Annotated in this window: 22 protein-coding genes and 1 riboswitch; of the genes, 2 read left to right on the top strand and 20 right to left on the bottom strand. The window is 49.4% G+C overall.

What is annotated here, in order from left to right; genetic code table 11:
* Positions 1–5: 5 nt before the first annotated feature.
* The 11 genes from TCA2_RS09975 to TCA2_RS26135 form a co-directional block, all read right to left on the bottom strand.
* Positions 6–1,373: an MATE family efflux transporter gene (locus TCA2_RS09975; RefSeq protein WP_047911447.1), complete on the bottom strand. Its 1,368-nt coding sequence runs from the start codon at positions 1,371–1,373 to the stop codon at positions 6–8.
* Entirely contained in the window at positions 1,288–2,298 is a 1,011-nt protein-coding gene (locus TCA2_RS09970; protein WP_047911446.1) for a hypothetical protein, read from the bottom strand. Before TCA2_RS09970 ends, TCA2_RS09975 begins: the two co-directional genes overlap by 86 nt.
* Positions 2,291–3,448: an acyl-CoA dehydrogenase family protein gene (locus TCA2_RS09965; protein WP_047911445.1), complete on the bottom strand. Its 1,158-nt coding sequence runs from the start codon at positions 3,446–3,448 to the stop codon at positions 2,291–2,293. Before TCA2_RS09965 ends, TCA2_RS09970 begins: the two co-directional genes overlap by 8 nt.
* Positions 3,449–3,464: 16 nt before the next feature.
* Positions 3,465–4,181, bottom strand: a complete 717-nt coding sequence (locus tag TCA2_RS09960; protein WP_047911444.1) for a hypothetical protein — start codon at positions 4,179–4,181, stop codon at positions 3,465–3,467.
* Positions 4,182–4,195: 14 nt separating this feature from the next.
* Positions 4,196–5,134: a 3-oxoacyl-[acyl-carrier-protein] synthase III C-terminal domain-containing protein gene (locus TCA2_RS09955; RefSeq protein ID WP_047911443.1), complete on the bottom strand. Its 939-nt coding sequence runs from the start codon at positions 5,132–5,134 to the stop codon at positions 4,196–4,198.
* A gap of 28 nt (positions 5,135–5,162) precedes the next feature.
* Positions 5,163–5,993, bottom strand: a complete 831-nt coding sequence (locus TCA2_RS09950; RefSeq protein ID WP_047911442.1) for a hypothetical protein — start codon at positions 5,991–5,993, stop codon at positions 5,163–5,165.
* 4 nt (positions 5,994–5,997) lie between these two features.
* A complete protein-coding gene (locus TCA2_RS09945) occupies positions 5,998–6,258 on the bottom strand; it encodes an acyl carrier protein (protein ID WP_047911441.1) in 261 nt (86 codons plus the stop codon).
* A gap of 26 nt (positions 6,259–6,284) precedes the next feature.
* Positions 6,285–7,571, bottom strand: a complete 1,287-nt coding sequence (gene lysA, locus TCA2_RS09940) for a diaminopimelate decarboxylase (RefSeq protein WP_047911440.1) — start codon at positions 7,569–7,571, stop codon at positions 6,285–6,287.
* Positions 7,568–8,965 carry an ATP-grasp domain-containing protein gene (locus TCA2_RS09935; protein WP_047911439.1) on the bottom strand — a complete coding sequence of 466 codons (1,398 nt, stop codon included), beginning with the start codon at positions 8,963–8,965 and terminating at the stop codon, positions 7,568–7,570. Before TCA2_RS09935 ends, lysA begins: the two co-directional genes overlap by 4 nt.
* Entirely contained in the window at positions 8,922–9,917 is a 996-nt protein-coding gene (locus TCA2_RS09930) for a 3-oxoacyl-[acyl-carrier-protein] synthase III C-terminal domain-containing protein (protein ID WP_047911438.1), read from the bottom strand. Before TCA2_RS09930 ends, TCA2_RS09935 begins: the two co-directional genes overlap by 44 nt.
* A 204-nt stretch (positions 9,918–10,121) precedes the next feature.
* Positions 10,122–10,496 carry a hypothetical protein gene (locus TCA2_RS26135; RefSeq protein WP_052511875.1) on the bottom strand — a complete coding sequence of 125 codons (375 nt, stop codon included), beginning with the start codon at positions 10,494–10,496 and terminating at the stop codon, positions 10,122–10,124.
* 142 nt (positions 10,497–10,638) lie between these two features.
* Here TCA2_RS26135 and TCA2_RS09915 point away from each other — a divergent pair, with 142 nt between their 5' ends.
* Positions 10,639–11,889, top strand: a complete 1,251-nt coding sequence (locus tag TCA2_RS09915) for a helix-turn-helix domain-containing protein (RefSeq protein WP_047911435.1) — start codon at positions 10,639–10,641, stop codon at positions 11,887–11,889.
* Positions 11,890–11,911: 22 nt separating this feature from the next.
* Here the strand turns inward: TCA2_RS09915 and TCA2_RS27170 are convergent, their stop codons facing one another.
* The 9 genes from TCA2_RS27170 to TCA2_RS09880 form a co-directional block, all read right to left on the bottom strand.
* The gene (locus tag TCA2_RS27170) at positions 11,912–12,079 is read right to left on the bottom strand and encodes a hypothetical protein (RefSeq protein WP_193746020.1); all 168 of its coding nucleotides are present in this window, start codon (positions 12,077–12,079) and stop codon (positions 11,912–11,914) included.
* A gap of 213 nt (positions 12,080–12,292) precedes the next feature.
* Positions 12,293–12,754 carry a metallothiol transferase FosB gene (gene fosB, locus TCA2_RS09910; protein WP_202964132.1) on the bottom strand — a complete coding sequence of 154 codons (462 nt, stop codon included), beginning with the start codon at positions 12,752–12,754 and terminating at the stop codon, positions 12,293–12,295.
* A gap of 144 nt (positions 12,755–12,898) precedes the next feature.
* Positions 12,899–13,453: an NADPH-dependent FMN reductase gene (gene ssuE / locus TCA2_RS09905; protein WP_047911433.1), complete on the bottom strand. Its 555-nt coding sequence runs from the start codon at positions 13,451–13,453 to the stop codon at positions 12,899–12,901.
* 125 nt (positions 13,454–13,578) lie between these two features.
* Positions 13,579–15,852, bottom strand: coding sequence for a histidine kinase (locus TCA2_RS09900; RefSeq protein ID WP_370510328.1), 2,274 nt, complete (start codon positions 15,850–15,852; stop codon positions 13,579–13,581).
* 57 nt (positions 15,853–15,909) lie between these two features.
* The gene (kdpC, locus tag TCA2_RS09895; protein WP_047911431.1) at positions 15,910–16,485 is read right to left on the bottom strand and encodes a potassium-transporting ATPase subunit KdpC; all 576 of its coding nucleotides are present in this window, start codon (positions 16,483–16,485) and stop codon (positions 15,910–15,912) included.
* A gap of 15 nt (positions 16,486–16,500) precedes the next feature.
* Entirely contained in the window at positions 16,501–18,525 is a 2,025-nt protein-coding gene (gene kdpB, locus TCA2_RS09890) for a potassium-transporting ATPase subunit KdpB (protein WP_047911430.1), read from the bottom strand.
* Positions 18,526–18,585: 60 nt separating this feature from the next.
* Complete coding sequence (kdpA, locus tag TCA2_RS09885; RefSeq protein ID WP_047911429.1) at positions 18,586–20,256, bottom strand: potassium-transporting ATPase subunit KdpA; 1,671 nt, start codon at positions 20,254–20,256, stop codon at positions 18,586–18,588.
* Between the two features lie 72 nt (positions 20,257–20,328).
* Positions 20,329–20,406 carry a K(+)-transporting ATPase subunit F gene (kdpF, locus tag TCA2_RS27980; RefSeq protein ID WP_370510332.1) on the bottom strand — a complete coding sequence of 26 codons (78 nt, stop codon included), beginning with the start codon at positions 20,404–20,406 and terminating at the stop codon, positions 20,329–20,331.
* 132 nt (positions 20,407–20,538) lie between these two features.
* Entirely contained in the window at positions 20,539–20,934 is a 396-nt protein-coding gene (locus TCA2_RS09880) for a hypothetical protein (protein WP_047911428.1), read from the bottom strand.
* A 134-nt stretch (positions 20,935–21,068) separates the two neighbouring features.
* A riboswitch (cyclic di-AMP (ydaO/yuaA leader) is annotated at positions 21,069–21,246 on the bottom strand.
* Between the two features lie 364 nt (positions 21,247–21,610).
* Between TCA2_RS09880 and TCA2_RS09875 the strand changes: the two genes are divergently transcribed.
* A complete protein-coding gene (locus TCA2_RS09875) occupies positions 21,611–22,057 on the top strand; it encodes a hypothetical protein (protein WP_047911427.1) in 447 nt (148 codons plus the stop codon).

Below are 22,057 nucleotides of genomic sequence, written 5' to 3'. Positions count from 1 at the left end.
CCTCCTTAGGCTTGTGGTGAGAATACTTTTTCTTGAGCTCTGTGATCTGAGTCCGAAGCTTCTTGGATGTAGCGCTTCTTATACATTCGAAACGTAGGGATAATAACACTGGCACCCGCTAGATTAGCGAAGAATATGCACCAATAGAAGGCTTCTGGCTGATCTAAGAGTGTCGTCATTCCGAAACCGGCAGCCACGATAAGGATAAAATAAACCGCGTTCAGCAGGAGCGCACGATACCCCTGACCTGTCTGTTCCATCGTCAGAAGAGCCGTCATTAATGGACCCATCAGTATATAGGAGGGCGCCACGATGCTCAGATACTGTACCGCTTCCTGCCGGGCTGCTTCCTCTGCGATGAGAAAGGTAACGATGGGCTCCTTGAACAGCCATACGCCGGCTGCAATCAGCGCATAGGCAGCGTATGAATGCTGCATCCCTTTCTTGAAGCCTTCATATGCTCTCTCTCCTTTCTTCTCAGCCATGTTCTGATTAATGATGATCCCAATGGCGGAACCGATCACGATGCCTGGCAGAATGGCCATGGTCTGGATTCGATAACCTACCCCGAAGCCAGCAATAACACTCTCGCCATAGGGGCTGATAATCCGGTTATAAAAGAACGTGCTTAGAAAGATAAGACAGTAAGACACAAAGACGGGTACACCTACATGCCGCAATAGAATTAACTGTGACATCCTCCATTGAAGAGGAGGAAGCTTGAGGTGACCCGTGCGAATGAGATAAATAACCGCAGCAGACAGGGATAGCAGACCGCTGATCATATTGGCATAGACGATTCCACTTAAGCTAAGGCCAATAACACGGACCAGTAAATATACAAGCAGAACATTCACTGCCGCTGTTCCTACCGCTATAAGGGAAGCCTGCTGTGCCCTGCCGAGTCCACGCAGGGCAGCACTCGCAATGGCCCCTAGAACGGTTGGGATGGCCGCAATCATCATCCCTCTTACGTAACCTGAGAAGAGCGGATGAATGGAGTCTGCAATCCCATAATAGTAGCGGAATAGCGGCACACACAGAATGACGATCAGACCGATCGTCATCGTTAGCAGAAGGCCGCCTGCTGCATAATGAGCCAGCAGACTTGAGATTTCTGCCTGATCCTTGCTGCGATGGCGAGATATCGTAACCTGTGCAGACAGCTGGAGCGCTTCGACGAGTGCGATCAAGAGGAACGAAATAGGGATATATAAAGACAGTACATACAGCACATCCTGTCCTGTATGTCCCATAAAGAACACATTCGCCATCTGAGTGATCATATTAACGAGAGAGGCTAGAAGCATAGGTACTGCTGTCTTGAGCAGCAGTCCGCTGATCTTTCCTGTCGTGTAATCCAGGCTCTTCATGACATATCTCTCCTTCGTTAAACGTCAGCAAATTTAGTGCAGGCATCGAATGCACAATGACAGAGCAGACCGACAGTTGATGATGATCCCCTGCCACGAGCATTACTCTGGTGCCGGTTTCAGGCTGGTTCAAGCGGAGCCATTCGGCAAGCTGTACCCAGACATCTCCGCTTAGCGCGTCTTCTGCCCTGCGGTGAACAGCGGGTGCTGAATCAGAATCAAATCCATAATGGAGTGCAGACTGGATAAAGGTCTGGTCCGGGCTGTATCTCTTAATGAGTGATGCTATGATCGTCTCTGCATTCGCAGAAGACCACTCCTGCTTACCCTCGTAATGAAGCTCAAGTGCTCCTCCTGCCGGGTTCACTTCCATTGCAACTGCCATATCCGTTCGAGGATAGGGCCCCACTTCCTTCTGTGGAAGGGAGTTCCCTTGTTCGGGGAAGTCAGTAACCTCTTTCTTCTGAACAATCCTTTGCTCTGAGAAGACAACAAGTGACTGACGCTGGATTGTCCAGTGCATAAGAGGAATGAATTCTACTGCGGCAATTGGACCCAGGTGAGATAAGCCGAGATAGTTTGCGAAGTGAAGCGGAGTCTCCTCCATCAGCCGGGCCAGAGGAGGATTAAGTGCATACCTGTCAGGATAGGACTGTGCTAATACAATTGAATCCCAGCAGCTGTCCTTCTGAAAGGGCTCCAGTACTTTACAAGCCATGTCCCCGCTGGTCACGCGCTTTCCGTCTCGAATATATGCGCGGGTTACAGAATCCATGGGAGTACCGAAATATGCCTTCTCCGCATACAGGTAGGGAGAGAGGACATGATAGTCTTCCGGTGATGCCTCCAATACATAATCCTGATCAGGTATAGTCAGCCAGTTGATACAGTTGACGAACAACGGAGCAATCTTCCTCTTATGCATAGCTCATCTTCCCCGTAATATAAGCCTGGAACACATTGACCTTCTGTATATTGGTCGTTCCCTCCATGAACTCAAATGCTCTTGCGTCCCGATACCATTTATTTAATAGCGGATGCTCATACAGCGATCCAGGACCCAAATAATCTGCTGCCAGCTGGGTGGCTTCCTCTGCAAGCTGAGTTGCCCGGATCTTCCCCAGCGAAGCAAGATATCCCTTCTGTCCGTCAGCATCGATCTCCATCGCGGCATAACGGATCAGTGAACGTGTTGCTGCCAGCCGAAGACACAGCTTCTCAAGCTCCTGCTGCTCCTTCTCCTTATATTGCCTGCGCTCTGCAAGCAGATAATCGTAAGCTGCCCGGGCAACACCAAGACCAAGCGCGGCTACACCGGGGCGCATCTGATGGAAGGTTTGCAGCGCTCCCCAGAAGCCCCTTCTGGATTTGCTCAAATGTCTGCCGAGCACCTGTTCCTCCTCAATCCTGCAGCCGTTGAAGGTAAGATGACTAAGCTGCACAGCACGGACACCCATCGTATCAAGTGGAACCGCACTAAACCCTTCTACCGAGGTGTCGATCAGCAGAACCTGAATTCCGAGCGGCGTATGGCTGGTCTGGGCAAATACAAGTCCCATGTCTGCACGGCAGCCGTTACCAATAAAATATTTCTCGCCATTTAGAATCATGTCTCCATCAACAGCTCTATGGACTCTCGTCTGGATTCCGGTTGCATCAGAGCCCTTCTTGGGTTCAGACAGAGCAAAAAATGTCCAGGAGGGCGCCTTCAGAAATCGGGAGTAGAAGCGCTCCTTCTGCTGAGAATCTGCAAGCTCATTGATGATAATGCCGGACATGGAGGGACCCGGACAGCCCAAGAATGTGCCTGCATCGCCATAGGCCAGCTGCTCGATGGCCGTGACCCGTTCGATACAGCTAAGCCCATAATATTTCTCTGATCCGATCGTAACGATTGGTTCGCCGCCATATTCAGGAGGAATCATCATCCGATTGGCAAGCTGCAGAGAAGGACGGCTGGTGTATAAGGACAAGCGCTCGGGCTGCTCATCTACCAGCTGTCCTACCTCCCTCAAATCGCTGCCGATCTCTTTCATTTCCTGCTCGAAGACTCGTAATTTATCGGTGGTAATCATGCTCATACTCCCTCCTTTAGGACACGTAATAAATGTTCTTAACTGCCTGGGATATGTAATAGCTATACATGACCGGTCCATTCACGTAACCATGTCCCCCGCCCAGCTTTTGAAGGAGACCAAAAGCACGGTCCAGCTCTTGATGAAGCATAGCTCGCAGCGACGCCCGATTCACAGGGCTGCAGCTATACTCCATATGCTCACTACTCGTGCTCTTGATCATCTCCAAAATCGTCAATATATCCGTAATATTGCCTTTAACCAGCTGATTCTGCAGCGTCGGCCCGTTTCCGGATACACGTCCGGAGAGGTGCTGTCTTACAAGCTCTAGTCCTGCAGCACACAGTTCTGCCCGGTACAGCAGCATTCTCTCCAGCAGCTCACTGTAGAGCGGATCCTCGTGGCTGCCTTCCTGAACACGCTTCTCCTGTGTCTGTGGAAGCCGCAGCAATTGAAGACCCTCCAGCTGTAGAATAGAATCCTGGATCAGATGGATATTCTCCAGCTCGGCGATAGAGAACAGCTCATGACCGTCATACAGGAAGCAGTCCAGCTCTTGAAGCAGCCGCTGAGAGATCATAATATAGCCGGTGCTATTGATTGGAACAATCATTTTATCCTTGATCTGAAATAAAGAATTCTCCAGAAGACGCTCGGCTCCCAGATCGGCAGAGGCACTCGCAATTCCGTTGTCAGCCGTCGCGACACTTCGATTATCCTCGTCTCTGTTCATTCTACTAGCTCCCTTCAATGTCTCATTAACACAAATCCGAAAAAGCTGCCCAGACCAATGCTGGTCATCACATAATGACTCCCTTTCTCCATCCATCCCTTCGCCATCGCTTCCGATAGGTTGATGAACGCATCACTTGAGAAGGTATGACCAATGCTCGGAATCATATCAAGGTATACCCGCTCTTGGGCGAATCCGGTCCGATGCAGAAATTCCTTCCACGTCGTCCAGTTCACATTATGCGGCAGGATATAATCCAGATCTGACAGCTCCATGCGGCAAGAGCTCAGCAACTTATCTAAGCCGCTGATAATATGGCTTACATAGGTTTGGTTAAACCCTGCCATCTCTTCCTCCGTAGCATAATATCCTGTATGAAATCTTGTATCGTTGAATAGATAAACCGATTGAATCACGTTACGGGTTTCTCCATTTTCGAGCAGCAGAGCTACCGCTGAATCGCCGAGCATTGTAGACTTGCGAATATAACGCCAGGAGTTTGGCAAAAAGTTGAACTGGTCCGCACAGAGCAGCAGGATTTGGCGAATCTCTGGATCACGTTCAATCATCCGGTTTGCCACATCCAGCGCTGCCATAGATGAAGCGCAGTTCAGCTGAGAGATGCCGTAGCACGGAAGGAGCTCCATGGAAAAAGGACGCAGCACCTTGTGCAGCAAGCCATAATCTCCCGGAACCTGCACATGGGCAGAATGGGCGTACAGCACAACGTCGACCTCATCCAGCGACTGCTTCTCCTTCAATTTCTGAATACACTGGATCAGAGCGTCATCCAATGTCTGATCCGTGTCCCATACCGGTGACCCTTTGAGCTTATGGTATTTACTCAGAAGCTGCAGCTCTCCCTTACTGTAGCCAAGCCCATCGAGGAGGTCGGCGGGAGATTCAATCCGTTCCGGAATACTTACACTGATATCCTTAATGCCTAGCCCCATCGCTCCCCTCTCCCTTCAAGCATCCTTCTTACATTTCCAGCAGCAATTGATACAGATATTCCTCCTCTTCCTCGTAGTGAAGCACGCATACATGGGTATAGGAGTGCTCTTCACTTAGAAGAGAAGACAAGGCCATGAAGGGAGCTGCACTCCACCTGCAGGTGTCGTAGCCCCTGACCTCATAGGATGGATCAAGCAGGCCGCACAGCGAAGGGTGAGCCAGGATGAGCAGCCTTTGCGGTACGGCCCTCTTCTGTACCAGCCATTCATCCATCTGGTTGTTCAGCGCCTGTGCACTCAGCGATGGCATATAGTTCATTCGGATGTCTACAATACTTCCCGAGCTTCCCTGCACCCTGTCCATGAGCAGGAGAGCTCCGGTGTCCACGCCTGAGACTTCCTGCAGCTCCTTGGTCTTATACGGCAGAGAGGTCTGATCCATCACCAGCAGCATTGCCCGGCTGAAGCCCGATTCCTTCAAGTACTGATTGATGATATGAAGGGCCATAAAGGGAGCAGCAAAGCCCATATCATTAATGGCAAAGCTCAAAAATCCGGCCCCATAACGGTCCATTATATAATTGACAATTGAAATATCCGGCCTTATATTCGGAAAGCTGTAGGCCAGAATGAATAGATCTGTCCTCGATATTTCCTGCTTCCATCGCTCATCATCCAGTATTTCTGCAGCCATATTGTGGTATGAATTGTTGTTCCCCTTCTCGAGCCATTCATAGTCTGGAATCATGTCGAAGCCGGATAATAGATCATGATGAAACCGCTCTAACTGCGGATGCTCAAAAGGAGGGCTCTTCTGCGTGAATTCCTTTACGAATAACTGCTGGATTCCGAGTGCCATCAGCTTACACCGCTACAAGCTGTCTCTCGATATATTCAGCCAGAGACCCTACTGTACTGAACACTTCCGGCTCCAGTTCATCAGGATCAATCTCCAAGCCGTCAATCCGATCCTCCAATGTCATCAGCAGCTCAAGCACCGAGGTAGAGTCAAGATGCAGCTCTTCAAACAGGGATGTCTCCAGCCCAATTGGACGTTCCTCCTTTGTGTTCAGCACTTCTTCCAATGCACCTTTGATTTCCTCAATAAGCATATTTGTTGTCATCTCTATTTCCTCCTTAGAAATATAATTTATAGAGCCGGAATCATCGGCTTGACTTCAACCAAATGCTGCTTGCCCAGCAGATCCTGCACCTGGTCCCGGTCTCGGATCAAATGAGCCTCTCCCTTAGCAACAAGCACTTCAGCCGGATACCCATGACTTAAAAAGTTTGTAGGTGAAGCTGTCGGCCCATAGGCTCCGGAGTTGAATATGCCAATCAAGTCACCCGGCTGCACTTTGGGGAGAGCTACTTTCTTGCCCACCACATCGTTCGGAGTACACAAGGGTCCTGTAATGTTGTATTCTCCTTCCGCCGGCTCATCGCAGCGGCTTAACAGAGCGATAGGAAAGTTCCGTTTAACATAGGAACCGACGCCGACAGCAGCCATATGGCAATTGGTTCCTCCGTCTGTCACAACAAAAGTTTCATCATACGATTCTTTAACGTACAGTGCCTTGCTCACCAATAATCCTGACCGCCCGACCAAATATCTTCCCAGCTCCATAATGAGCCGTGTCTCAGGATGCGTTTCTTTAAAAGCCGCGAACAAGGGATTCAGCTGCTCAGCAAGGCCATGCACATCAAGAGAGGACTCTCCTTCGAAATAGGGAACACCCAGTCCTCCTCCCACATCAACCATATCAAGCTGCACGCCAAGAGCATCCTCGATCCTTACAGCGAGATCCAGAATATGTCCGGTGTTCTGAACAATCGGATCGATGTCCAGCATCCGTGTTCCCATATAGACATGGATACCCCTGATCGTGATATGAGCATATCCATTCATCCATGCTGTGCTGCTGAATAAAGCCGCCTCATCGATGCCGAATTGACGCGGCTTGCCGCCCATAGTCAGACGAGAGCCCTTAACCGAAAAGGCAGGATTAATTCGCAGTGCAACCTTCGCTTTAACATCAAGCTCTTCTGCCAGCCGATTGATGATCTCCAGCTCCTGAAAGGACTCACAAACGATGGCGTAAATGTTGTAGTGCAGACAAGCCTTGATTTCCTCTTCGCTTTTTCCCGGCCCTAGAAAAATAATGTTGTCCGGATCAGTCCCCGCTTTTATACTTGTTATCAGCTCGGCGAGAGAGCAGACTTCTGCATGGGCTCCGAGGTTTTTAAGATAGTTATAGATAGAGATGTTCGGATTGGCCTTCAGGGAATAAAAAATGTCTACTTCCTGATGGAGCACTCGGCGAAGCTCCGAGTAAACCTCTTCAAGGATGTCTCCGTCATAGATATACAGCGGAGTTCCATATTTGCGTGTCAGACTGGATATTGCATAGTTCTGAATCGTATATTCCTGGCTCATTTGACTCCTGCCTCCCATTCCCTCAGCTTATGATCAATTGATGCATCCAGCTCAAGCAGCGCTTCGCGTGAATCTGCCACAAGCAGACCATACAGCCGCCCTGTAAACAGGCTGCCCGGCTCCTTATAAGCGGCATTTACTGTAGCAAAATTATTAATAATGAACCCTTGCCTGCTCTGCGGGCTGTAGATGAACGCTGAGAGCAGTGCTTTGAGCTCTGGGTATGGGAAATAGTCCTTTAGCGTAAGGGTATATTTCTTCGCAAGACCGCACTGCTCTTGTCCAATGAGCCGGTCCTGCAGATTGGTTTGATACGTAGACATGTTGAATCTGGCATTGATCTCAAGATTGGGATACAGTCTTCCTTCCTGATCAAGAATGGCATCAATACCGACCATCCCATAATATCCGTCTGCAAACATGGCCTTGCCGATCAACTGAGCGGCCTCCTGCAGAATTTCGATCTGAGCCTCCGTAAGTCTTGAAGGCATCACATGTCCCTGATGCACGCCGTTCTCAACCAAGGATTCCTTCACACAGAGAAACTCTACCCGGCCATTACGATCAATAAGAAATTGGTAGTTCAGGTCACAGATTTTATCAATCCACTCTTCAAGTACATAGTTGATACTGCGGGTTTCCTTTTTCCGAGACTGCTGCTCCAGCATTTTGAGCACTTTATCGAACCGCTGTCTGTCGCCAATGACCGTGATGCCCTTGCCCGACACGCCCAGTGCGTCCTTCAAAACCAGGGTACCGCCTTCTTCAAGCAAATAAGACAATTCATCAAAGCCTTGCTTCAGCTCTTCAATCGTGCTGCACTCCCTGCCATTGATCTGACGTATTCCAAGCTCTCTGTTCAGCCTGCGCGAATACCCTTTATCATTTACTTTCTGAAAAATATCTGCACTTGGAACTGCAAGAGGTATACCTACGAGCTTCGACAGCTCCTCCTCCTTGGCCGAGACGCCAAAAGGAACGAGATATACAGTGTTATGCCCGGCGATTTCCCGAAGCCGGTTTAATGTAGACTCGCAGTCCAATACATTTTCTGTTATATTTAGCTTAGGTGCGTTATTACACATTGTTAGAAGCAGTGAATTCCCGAATCCAAGTGATTTGGCGTCTGTCATCATCTCTGGGTCAGGACTTTCTTTTAACAACACATAGTCACCCTTCCCTGCAAGAAAGACACCCAATTCCTCCATTCGATTCACCAGCTCTACAGAGGAACCGACAGTGAGAGATGGCAGCTTCAGGGTATGCTCCTGCTTCCATTGCTCTTCCACTTCAAAATTGTTGATATAGATGAAAGTGGACTCTGAGCTGCCGGTCAACGCTTGCTTCAGCTTAACCGAGAAGTCGTTCGTTAACGCTTGAGACATTGTACTCATCTGCATTTCCACCTTTACTCTCATATTTCATAACAGCTGCACTAAATGTTGCACCAAGCCCAACGGATACCAGCAAATAATAATTTGCCGGCTTCAGCCTGTTTTCGGATATTGCCTTCTGCAGATTAATGAAGGGATCTGAGCAGAAGCAATGTCCTAATTCTGCAATATTGTCTATGTAAATCTGTTCAAGAGGATATTCGAGTGATGCAGCAACCTTTTTCCAGGAAGAAATGTTGACATTGTGCGGAATAATCCAGGAGATCTCCTGCAGTGTTATACCAGCCTCCCTCAAGGTATCCTGTATAACGGTGCATAACGTGGGGACATAAATTTCCTGAAACTCCTTCAATGTTTCTTCTTCACCCGTAAGCACGTTGCAGAACTTGCCAATGGTATGATGCTTGCTGTACACCATGCAGCTTCCCTCGCCTTGCGAGCCAAGCAATACGGCAGTCGATGCTTCTCCCATGACGGTCGTATTGGGTATGAGCTGTACGATTGGGCTGAACGTCTTCTCCCCCGTCAGCAGCAGCACGTACTCATCATCTGACATTGACCGCAGCAGGCGCTCTGCGATATCTAGAGCTACAATTCCAGTTGCACAGTTTTGCTGGGTTAACGAGAACACGATGCTATGCTCAAAATGATATTTCTTTTTTAATTTCTGGATTATTTTCATATTGTATGGAGAAACATCCTGAATGGTATGACAGTAGATGATGTACTTGATCTTCGAGCTATCGATATCAGGATCACTGCTTACTCGCTCGAGCAGATTACCAAGCAGGTTGAACAAGTTTCCTTGCTCCTCCTGACGAATCTTTTTTAATCCATGTATCTTTTCAAGCACTTTGATCTGTGCTGATTTTAATCCTAGATGCGTATTAAGCTGCTGGACTTCTAATGTGTTGCCCGGAATATAGGTCCAAATGTTCTTTAAGTGAAGCATAATAGGTCATCACCTCGGCAGCATAAGGCTGAATGGATTGCGGAGGATCCGGAGAGCTTCTGATTCACATCGCTCTCCTCCTCTGCAATAAAGAACTGGCGGATAGATGGAATGAAAGTGATTAGTGAGCTATGTAATCCCTTATGGCATCCTTTGTTCATCTACCCATTCAAAAGATAAACATGATTAGTCCGTGTGAGGAGCTTATGCGCGAGCGGCGGCTGCACGGGCGGCAGCTGCACGAGCAGCGGCTGCGCGAGCTTCAGCTGCGCGGGCTTCGACTGCACGAGCTTCAGCTGCGCGAGCGGCGGCTGCGCGAGCTTCAGCTGCACGAGCGGCGGCTGCGCGAGCTTCAGCTGCACGAGCGGCGGCTGCGCGGGCTTCGACTGCACGAGCTTCGACTGCGCGGGCTTCGACTGCGCGAGCTTCGACTGCACGAGCTTCGACTGCGCGGGCTTCGACTGCACGAGCTTCGACTGCGCGGGCTTCGACTGCACGAGCAGCGGCTTCGCGTGCTTCGACCTCCTGCTCTTTTGCTTTTAATTGCTCCAGTGTAATCGGTGTCGCTTTGATTTCCATTTTTCATTTCCTCCTTTCGTGGGATAAGCCCATTCTACATCCTTAATTTTCCTTTTTAAACGGTAAATGGGGGTAAACGTCGTTAATCCGATGTAAATGAATTGACAGTTACTTTGTGTTGAAAGGAGCTTATTCAACTGCCATGCTGGGAAAAAAAATTAGAGAAACCAGAGAACAAAAGGGATTATCACAAAAACAGCTTGCCGGCGAGGAAATGACAAGGGCTTATATCAGCTTGATCGAAAAGGGAAGAGCGGTGCCTTCCTCACGCATGCTGCGAGTAATTGCCAAGCGTCTGGGCAAGCCAGTTGAATATTTCTTAGGTTCAGTGACAGAGGATGAGATCCACGAGGATGTATCCGAAGCCTTACTTGACAAGGCATACATGCGTTTCAAGGCTGAAGACAACGATTCCTGCATCCGAATCGCTGAACATCTTCTGACGCTTGCCGTGCCTGAGCCTGTACAGGCAGAAGCCTACCTGCTCATGATCAGAAGCTGCAATCGGATGAAGCAGTATTCCAGGGCTGCCGAGCATGGAGAGTCCTCCGAATTTTTGTTTATCCGTTCAGGAGACCGCAAGCTCATTACCCAGTTCTATCTGGAAATGGGCAAAGCAGCGATCTATATGGAATCCTATATCCAGGCGAAGAAGCAATATCAGCAAGCCTACACCTACAGCAGCAAGCTGAAGCATTTACAGGAGGAGCATATTACTGCTCTCACCTTTTTGGCGACCTCTCATATGTTCCTGGGTGAAATTCCGGAAGCGATTGATGCTTACTTAAAAGCCGAGGATGAAGCCAGGATGGCAGGTAACCCCGAGTCATATGGCGAGATTGCCATGGGACTCGGCAAAGCTTATTTCAAATCAGATCCTCACTCACAGGAAAGTCTCTACTGGACTCAAAAGTCTGTGGACTGCTTAAAACAAGGGAATAGCGAATCGTATATCTTTGCCCTCCATAATCTTGCTGTCATTATGCTGCACACAGACAAAAAGAAAGAAGCTCTCCCCCTTCTGCATGAATGTGCATCCATTTACGACGAACGCAACATGCCGGATAAGAAAGCTTCGATATTTGAAGAAATGAGTAAGCTCTATTTGGAGGAAGGCAATCTAGAGGAAGCAGAAAAGGCCTGCAAAACAGCCATTCGATTGCTGGATTTAACCGATAGCGGTGTACAGCGCGCGCGCCTGTACAGGCTGATGGGCGCTGTCTACCATGAGCAGGCTAATCCAGAACAGGCCTACTTTTTCCTGAGAATGAGCTATGATCTGCTCAAAAGACTGAATGCAGGCAGTGAGGCCGAATCCAGCTACAAGCTCCTGACACTCAGCGAGCGTAATGATGGTATGGATTATAATGATTACCGAATGTATCTTAAGTGAGGAAATGACCCTCTCGAATTCATTATTTAGGCATTGGGGAGTTCAGATCCTGCGGCTCTACAGTCCCGGGCGGATTCGCCTGATCCTTTGAACTTCCCTCTATATCAGCGAACACAGCGCCTGTATTTACAGTTAATCCAATAACCAAAGTTAATACAACGGAATATAGAGGTGATCTCATTTTTTTCATTGTCCATCGCTCCCTGTTTTTTTTCTTAAGTTTATTACGCAGTATGGATGTGATGAAGTTGTAAATGAGGATTTACCCCCTCTTACCTGTGGAAACTGTCTAAAGCCAATAAAGAATTGCTTCACTGAGTATATTCAAATGCTGCACAATACGAGGACTAAAAAAAGAGACTTCTGATCGTTCAGAAGTCTCTTTCCACGTGAAAATTATGCTTCAAAAAAACTTGATATGCGGCTTATCTTCCCTATAGTAATTCATGCGGTCCTGCAGTGTCCCTGTATGGAACTCAAACATATGCCCATCCGGATCGAGAAAATAAATGGACTGTTGATCCCTTGCATCCCGTTCTCTGCCTGGCAATACCTTGGCATTCACCTCTGCGAGCCGTTCCCGCAGCTCATTCAAATCCTGTTCATCTACGGTAAACGCGATATGCGTGTAGGTCGGTGTCGTATAATTGCGCGGGACATTCTCTTGGTTCAGTGCAATCCAGATTCCGTTTAGATCAAAGTAAGCAAGTGTACGTCCTTCAAGCAGAATCTTGGCCCCAAATACAGTCTCATAAAACCGGATGGACTGACTCAGATTGGATACAGAAAAACAAAGATGATTAATACCTTGGATATTCAAGTATGGCTCACCTCCGTTAAATAGGATATACTCCCATAATACCATATTTAACCACGTCTTATTTCTCGATCCGTAGGGAGAACATGCACTACCCTGCCCCTAATACGGCTCCCTCCCATACAGAATTCACTTACACCAAAAAGTCCAGCTGACGACGTTCATCCACTGGACTTCTCTGTTCATATCCGCTTATTTCGAATTCTTCTGGTTCTCTCGAAGCTGAATTTCCTCGGTAAATTCTTGGAGTCCGGCTTGCAGACGCTCTACCAGCTCTGGAGCAATATCCAGGCCCCCTTGATCATTACGTGCAACCTGTGCATCCACCGTATAAACACCAGCCAAAATATGACGAGCGCCGAGCACGGAGAGGACAGGCTTCAGTGCATAATCCATGGTCAGCAGATGGGCCAGGCTCCCTCCAATAAAGAGCGGGAGAATGGTCTTGCCGGCAAGTCCCCGTTCCGGAATCAGATCCAGGAATGTCTTGAGCACGCCTGTATATGATGCCTTGTATACCGGGCTCGCTATAATAACCGCATCTGCTTCAGCCACAATACCGTTAGCCTTCACGATGGGCTCACTTTCAAATTTCGTATGGATCAGGTCTCCTGGCGGGAGCTCAGCAACGTTAATGCGTTCAACTTCAAAACCTGCTTCTCTAAGACTTTTTTCTGCAAATTCGATAACAGCATTGATCCGGGAAGTCAGGGAAGGGCTTCCGTTAATGACAGCGATTTTGGCCACGTTATTCACCTCTGACAAGTATTTGTGTTGCTTATCTATTGTTAATTCCTACTTATTTTCTTGGTATATTGTAACATGATTCCCCTTTCCGCTGTCAACCTGGGGAACAAGCTGCATCCTGTCTTTTACAGGTCTTTTGCCACGATCAGTAGATCAATATGCCGTGCATTACGTACCAGATGATGGGCAACGCCTCTTCTCCTGCTTGATCCCATTAATCGATAGTGATGCCTAGACTGGCCTGCAATGATCTGTGTGGCCTTATCCTGATTGGCCAATTGAATCAGCAGCTCCGGCACCTGGCTTCGATCACCTGCCTGAATCACACGGAATACTCCGCCAAGCCGCTCTGTCATTAATTTTAACTGATCCAGTCTGTGCTCATACTCCTTATGCAAGGAGCTGCCTCGATCCGTAAACTGTACATGATTCACGTACCAGACCGCTTTGAGCCTGTGCGCAATTCGAAACCCTCGCCTGATGAGACGAGCTGCTTCTTCGTGTGCATCTACACAGACATGAATCACTTCCTCCCTGCGCCATGGACCGCGGAGTGAATGGTTTCGCTCCCAGGCTTCCATCCGTTCATCCACATCATCTGCCAGCTCTCGAAGTGCAAGCTCTCTCAGTGCAATCAGATTGGCCTCTTTGAAAAAATGCTGTAAAGCCTGATCGACCTTTTCCAGAGCGTAAATCTTACCCTCACGCATCCGCTTTCTCAGTGCCCTTGGCGCGACGTCGACAATCTGCACCTCGTCGGCAAGGTGCAGGATGGAATCCGGCACTGTCTCTCTTACTTTAACCCCGGTGATGTGCTCGACCGTATCATTCAGGCTCTCTAGATGCTGTACATTCATGGTTGAGATGACAGAAATGCCAGCCTCAAGAATTTCAAGGACATCCTCGTACCTTTTTCTCAGCCGGCTGCCCGGGACATTGGTATGAGCAAGCTCATCCACAAGTACCACATCCGGTGCTTCCCGTCGTATCGCCTCGGTATCCATCTCCGTCAGCTCCGTCCCCCGATAAGCAATTCTCTTCCGTTCGATGAACGGAAGCTGACCTGTCTGTGCCTCTGTCTCCTCGCGTCCATGTGTTTCAAGCAGACCAATCCGGACATCGAGACCGCTGTTGAGAAGCTCATTACCTTCCCGCAGCATGGTGTACGTCTTGCCTACACCCGGAGCAGCCCCAATGTATAGTTTGAAGTGTCCTCTGATGCTGCGATTATGCCGTTCCTTGATCTCTACCAGGGAGGAGCTCCCGGCAGTATTCAAGGATTTCGTAGGCAGAATCCGTTCCCCATCATGATCAGCCCGATCCGCGACCAGAAACAAATCCACATGACGGATCTTGCGGAGCACCTCCTTCACGACGGACCCCTGCCGCAGCTCCTGGATGAAGCTCTGCTTGGAATGACCCATAACGATGCGGGTCACTCCATTTCTCAAGGCATAGTCAACGAGCTGATCGGGCAGCATTCGTCTTGACCGAAGCGGCAGCTCTTCGAATTTGGCCCCCACTTTATCAGCGAGCTGAATCATCGCTTTGCGAAATGCCTCCTCCTCTTTGGTCCGTTTACGGTCAGGGTCAACAAACGTAACAATTCGCAGATCCCCATTCAGTCTTCTTGCAATTTGCTGCCCTCTACGGATATAGATAGAGCCGTTAAAGTGATACTGCACCGAGACAAGGATCCGTTCTCCCGTGCGGGAAGGCCCTGTATATCCCTGTTCTTCTCGCAGCTTGATCAAGGATTCGCCAACGCCTTCTGCCACCAGCCGCAGGGCAAGCTCACGCAGGACCGAGAGATTCCCCTCCTTCACGACGGAGGAGTGCTGATCAACCCGGAGTTTGTGCTGCTCCACCCTGCTGAGCAGCTTCTCTGGCGTCACATCTACAAGTCTTACTTCATCCGCCATCTCGAGCACATGACCAGGCAGAACCTCCGCCGCTTTGATGCCTGTCAGCTGACTGGCTGTATGCTGAACCCCTTCCAGTTCATAGACATTCACGGTCGTGACCACACTGATGCCATGCTTAAGGAGCCGCTCTACTTCCTCAAGCCGAGTTCTTGCAGCTGCATCTGGACGATTACGGTGGGCCAGCTCATCGACCAGAACCCATTCAGGACGACAGCAGAGGATCGCTTCCACGTCCAGATCCTCCGTCTCTGTCCCGCCTCTGCTCCAGATGATGCCAGGAACTCGGTCCAGCCCGTTCATGAGCTGGGATGTCTCGACCCGGTCGGAGGCCGTCATAGAGCCGATCACAACATGGACTCCCTGCTCACTTAACGATCGGCCCTCCAGCAGCATATGATACGTCTTCCCTGTTCCACTCGCTGCACCAATCAGGATGTGCAGCCTGCCTCGGCCCTGCTTCTGAATAACTGCCAATATTTCTTCCGGTGTTTTTCTGCGAAAGGTATCGATTCAGCTCCCCTCCTGCCGCCTTTACTGAATTGTAAACTTCGATTGAAGCTCTAGATTAAGTTCCAGGACACTAACGACAGGCTCTCCCAGGAAACCGAATTGTCTGCCCTTGGTATGCTGGTCAACCATCTGCATAAGCTCTTCCTCGGAGATGCCGGTTTCAGCATGGATTCGTGGAATTTGCACTCTTGCCGCCTCTGGACTAATATGTGGATCAAGCCCCGAGCCTGAATTCGTGATAAGATCTGCGGGCAGCTGGCTTATAGGGACTTCGGGGTTCTCCTTCTGCCACTCTTGTATGGAGGCTTCCATACGAGCAAGTAAATCGGGATTTGAAGGAGCATAGTTGCCCGAGCCCGAGCCTGCTGCATTATACTCGATGCTGGATACTCTTCCATGAAAATACGCGGGCTCTGTAAACTGCTGCCCAATCAGCTCTGAACCGATCGGCTCTTGCTGCTCATTGTAGATCAGACTGCCATTCGCCTGATGCGGCATGGTGAATTGTGCGATGCCGGTGACCAGCAGATTGTAGCCCAGTCCAAGCAGCAGCAGCAGCGCAAGGCTTACCCTCAGTGATATCGTCCATACTTGCATATCTGTATCTTCCTCCTATACCCAAATGTGTACAATCAAGTCAATTATTTTGATGCCGATAAACGGAGCAATTACGCCGCCGATGCCATAGATCAGCAGATTCTGGCGAAGCAGGCCTGCCGTGCTCATGGGTTTATACCGAATCCCCCTCATCGCCAGCGGAATCAGCAGCGGAATGATAATCGCATTAAATATAAGCGCAGACAGGATGGCAGATGACGGTGAGCCCAGCTTCATGACGTTGAGTGCTTCAAGCTGAGGAATAGCCAGCATGAACATCGCCGGAATAATGGCAAAATACTTGGCGATATCATTCGCGATACTGAACGTCGTCAGCGCTCCCCGTGTCATCAGCAGCTGCTTCCCGATCGCGACCACCTCAATAATCTTGGAGGGATCAGAATCAAGATCAACCATATTGGCCGCCTCCTTAGCAGCAACCGTACCACTGTTCATCGCTATCCCTACATCCGCTTGGGCCAAGGCCGGTGCGTCATTCGTTCCGTCTCCAGTCATCGCGACGAGCTTGCCTTCCGCCTGCTCTCGTCGAATCACCGCAATCTTATCCTCTGGGGTACTTTCCGCAATGTAATCATCCACTCCGGCCTCTCTGGCGATGGTTGCTGCGGTCAGCGGATTGTCACCTGTACACATGATGGTCTTGATCCCCATCTCACGCATCTGATCAAAGCGCTCCTTCATCCCCGGCTTGACCGTATCCTTCAGATAGATCAGTCCGTAGATTTTACTGTCGACTGCAACTGCGAGCGGGGTCCCACCGGCTGTTGCAATGGCATCACTGTTCGTATCAAGGTTCGACGGGATGCTGCCTCCTTGCTCCTTCACCCATTTTTTAATAGAATCCACTGCGCCCTTTCGTACCCGTCTTCCATCAGGAAGATCCAGCCCACTCATTCTTGTCTCCGCCCTAAAAGGTACGAACTCCCCTTCGGCCGCATTTTCATCCATCGTAATCGACATCTTCTTCATGAGCTCCAGCACCGATCGCCCTTCCGGCGTCTCATCCTTGACTGAGCTGACAGCCGACCAGTACACTAGCGATTGCTGTGTCTCTTCTCCAACCGGCACAAATTCACTTGCCATTCGGTTCCCATAAGTGATCGTCCCCGTCTTATCCAATATAATGGTGCTCACATCCCCAGAAGCTTCAACTGCCTTACCAGACATCGCCAGCACATTAAACTGAGTAACTCGGTCCATACCTGCAATCCCAATAGCAGACAGCAGACCGCCGATGGTCGTCGGAATCAGACAAACCAGCAAAGCGATAAGGATTGGGATTTCCAGCTGGATTTCCAGATAACCCGCATAAAACGGAAGCGTAACAACAACGAGCAGGAAAATAATCGTAAGGCTCATCAGTACGGTGTTTAACGCGATTTCATTCGGTGTCTTCTGCCGCTTGGCACCTTCCACCAGGGAGATCATCCGGTCAAGGAACGACTCTCCCGGGTCACTCGTAATCCGGACCTTGATCTGGTCACTGACAACCCTTGTGCCGCCTGTCACCGAGCTGAAATCTCCGCCAGCCTCCTTAATGACCGGTGCCGACTCTCCCGTAATCGCCGATTCATCGACGGAAGCAAGTCCTTCAATAACCTCACCATCACCCGGTATCAGCTCACCTTCTCTTACAAATACGACATCGCCTTTACGGAGCTCTGAGGAGGAGACCACCTTGATGTGATCGCCAGCCACCTTGTTTGCTGAAATGTCCTGCTTGGTCTGCTTCAGACTATCGGCCTGTGCCTTCCCCCGGCCCTCAGCAAGCGCCTCCGCAAAATTGGCGAACCAGACAGTAATCAGCAGGATCACTGTGACGGTCAGATTAAATCCCCGTGAGCCATCCGTACCGAGAAGATTCGGAAACAGGGTCAACAGAAACGTGATCACCATACCCACTTCGACGACGAACATGATCGGATTTTGCAGCATTAACTTCGGGTTCAATTTATAGACAGCTTCAAGCATCGCTCTCTGCACGAGCTTCTTGTTCAGCATTGATTTCTTTTGTCCCATTGACGATCGTTCCTCCATTCAAATAAGAGCTTCAACTTTTTTATGAAAATCGTCCCTACACTATCTGCTCAGCGTCAAATGCTCTACGATCGGTCCAAGCACCATCGCCGGGAGATAAGTTAGTGCCCCTACAATCAGCACGGTACCGACAAAGACCGCGGCAAACAAATAGGTGTCCGTCCTAAATGTACCTGAGCTCACAGGGATGCTCTTCTTCACAGCCAGTGATCCTGCAACCGCAAGCAGCAGTACAATCGACAGATATCTGCCCAAGTACATGACAATTCCGGTCGAAATGTTCCAGAACGGTGTAGCATCTCCTAAGCCTTCAAATCCGGAGCCATTATTGGCAGCCGATGAAGTGTACTCATACAGCACCTGCGACAGACCATGGTATCCGGGATTCGATATCGTGTCCGCATTGGTGAACAGTGCCAAAGCTGTAGGAGCCAGAATAAGCAGCGGCTGAATCAGCAGGCTGATTGCAATCAGCTTAATCTCTTTGCCTTCCAGCTTCTTGCCGAGAAATTCCGGAGTGCGTCCCACCATCAGACCGGATAAAAAGACAGCAATGAGTGCGTACATGAGCACATTCAGGAAGCCGGCTCCCATACCGCCGAACACCGTGTTCAGCATCATATTAGCCAAAGTGACAAGACCGCCAAGCGGTGTCAGCGTATCATGCATCGTGTTAACTGCTCCTGTCTCGGAAGCGGTCGTTACGACCGAATACAGAGATGACAAGGCCACACCGAAGCGGGCTTCCTTCCCCTCCATACTGCCGCCTTCCTGCTGAACTCCTACAGCCTCCATCGCAGGGTTACCGTTCGTTTCAGCACCAAGTGATACCCCCATCAGCACGAGAAACATGATCGCCATCGAGACGAACAGGACACGCCCTTGCTTCTTGTTCCCCACCATCTTGCCATATGCGAAGGGCAGGGAGACCGGGAACAGAAGCATCAGCACCATCTGCAGCAGGTTCGTGAATCCATTAGGATTCTCAAACGGATGAGCCGAGTTTACTCCGAAAAATCCACCGCCGTTATTCCCCACCTGTTTAATGGACAGGAAGGAACCTACTGGACCTCTCGCAATTTCCTGAACACCACCCTCAAGCGTCGTTACGGCTGCTGTTGCTTTTAACGTCTGTGGAACACCAGCAGCAATAAACAGAATAGCGGAGACAATAGCGACAGGAAGCAATACCCTTGTTATACTTCGCACGACATCTACGAAGAAGTTACCGAGCGGCTTGCCTGTAAGTCCTCTAATAAATGCGATCGCCACCGCAAAGGCCGAGGCCGGAGCAGTAAACATCATGAACACAATGGCGATCATCTGTGATAAATAGCTGAGACCAGATTCCCCGCTGTAATGCTGCAGATTCGTATTGGTCATGAAGCTAATCGACGTATTAAAAGCAAGCGTCGGCTCCATACCTGCTACACCGCTTGGATTCAGCGGCAGATGGGCCTGTATCCGAAAGATCAGATAGACGAGTACAATCATGACCGTGTTACTGATGACAAAGGAAGCTGCGTACTGCTTCCAGGTTTGATTCGTCTCCTTGATGCCGCTGACAGCATAGAGGGGTCTCTCTATCCATTTGAACCACGGATCGATCCGGGTTGGTTCATAACGGAATGCACTTGCAATATATAGACCTGCAGGGCGAGCCAGCAGGAGCACGACCGCGAGGGTCACACAGATGGATATAACGGTTAACATATCGACTTATCAGCCTCCTGTTAGTGAATGTCGTTTATTCATTGTTAAATGAATCTAGTTCTTTGTTCTGTCTCAAAATTTCTCTGGGTTAAGCAGTGCGTAGACCAAATAAATGAATACAGCAGCTGCAATAGCAAGCAGCACCCACATCATTTTTGTTCACTCCCTTCCGAGGTGATTAAGTCTGAGCCTTTGATAACTCCGATTGAAATAAGCGTCAACAAGCTGATCAATACGATCATGATAAAATCCAGCATTGGTTTAGCACCTCCCGATTCCGGTTTAGAGTAAGAAAGAGCAGTCGCTGCCGCGGCTGTAGATGACATGTGTTGCACCAAGCCCTCTGTAGATGAGCCGCGGCTTGCTTCGCTCTGTAATGACATAGATTGGCTTACAGGTCCATGACCGGCAGACTTGGATGTACTTACAGCACACGGGCAGACTCTCCTCGAACAGAAATACGTGACCTACGTGGAAATCAGGGGGCTCAGGTGCCTGTTCGAAAGAATCCACTTGAATGACCGGTTCCACATAGAGCCTTTGCATTTCTTTACGCTCATGCTCAGAGCTGACCAAGATGGCAAACGGCAAACCCTTCATGAGCAGGGTCTTTATAAAGGATCTGCCCGGCTTACCCCCAGCTGCAACAATTATGACGTCATCGTCATCAACGGACATTTGTGCATTCCCCTCCTGTTTCTCCCTTCATCCGGCAATAAAAAGAAGCCGAGCAAGAGAAATCTCTCTCGCGCAGCTTCTTATTCGTAGGCAGGCGGGAACAAGCCGCTGCCACTTAAGAGCTCGGATATAAGAAAGTCTCTCTAGATACGCTGACGAGGTTAGCTGTCGGATTCGGGCGTGAGAGTCGCCCTACCTGTACTAAGCACATATGGTGTGCTCTTCAGGATTCACCCCTCGAAGCCTGCATAGCAAACCTCACTGGTTCCCCCGCTCCTTTTCATTCATCAAAGGATTAAGCGGTATGAAATTGTATGGCGAAAGCTTTTATGCCAAGAATCATAATCCTGACCGAATGTGCTGTAAAGAAAGTCCGCTCCTCATATAAGACGAATTTCGAATCATTGACTTCGCATAGCGGATTGTTATCTTTATTTTCCTCTTCGTTCCTCTCTCTAACTCCACTTTCCTTGCTTTTTGCGCAAGAAGCTGACAACGATAGATATAGGTCCGATCGGTCGAGATTGGCCCTTAATTAACCGCTTACTTTCATCCATTTCGTCCGATTTGCTGAAAAACCGGTTTTTTTAGAACAAGGATCATTTTACTCGTCTGTGACATTTGCTATATGATGATCAACATAATAATGAGGATGATTAATGGAGGATGAATACTCGTGGCACTCGCCTATATGGGGAATAATTCAGTACCTGCTTATACAACGGATGCGATCAGCTCGATGGAAATCATACGCTATGATTCACGCCGGCTTCCTTATTTGACAGAGGAGAAATATCATTACTGCGGATTGTTTAAAATAACCTGCGGGACAGCACACGGCTTTGCTGAATTTGAGCTGCCACAGGAGAGTGCTCCCGGGGATCTGATTCCATGGATCTCTGTGTTTGCCATCCTGAAGGAGCTGACCGTGGAGCAGGCCAAGCTCTGCGTTGCAGATCATGAACAGGAATGGGGAATGGAACGAACCCGAATAGCCGAGGAAGCACTCGCAGATCTGCAAATGATGCAGGACGCGGATGAAGAGCTGCATCCTGTTATCAGTTCCAGACTGCTCGTTCGTTCTTTTTTGATGGAGTATGGGCTGACGTATTATTCCTTCTAA

Origin of the sequence: Paenibacillus sp. TCA20 (assembly GCF_000732325.1) — a bacterium.
GTDB lineage: Bacteria > Bacillota > Bacilli > Paenibacillales > Paenibacillaceae > Paenibacillus > Paenibacillus urinalis.
Note: the sequence above shows the minus strand (reverse complement) of the source record. Positions and strands in the feature narration are given on the sequence as shown.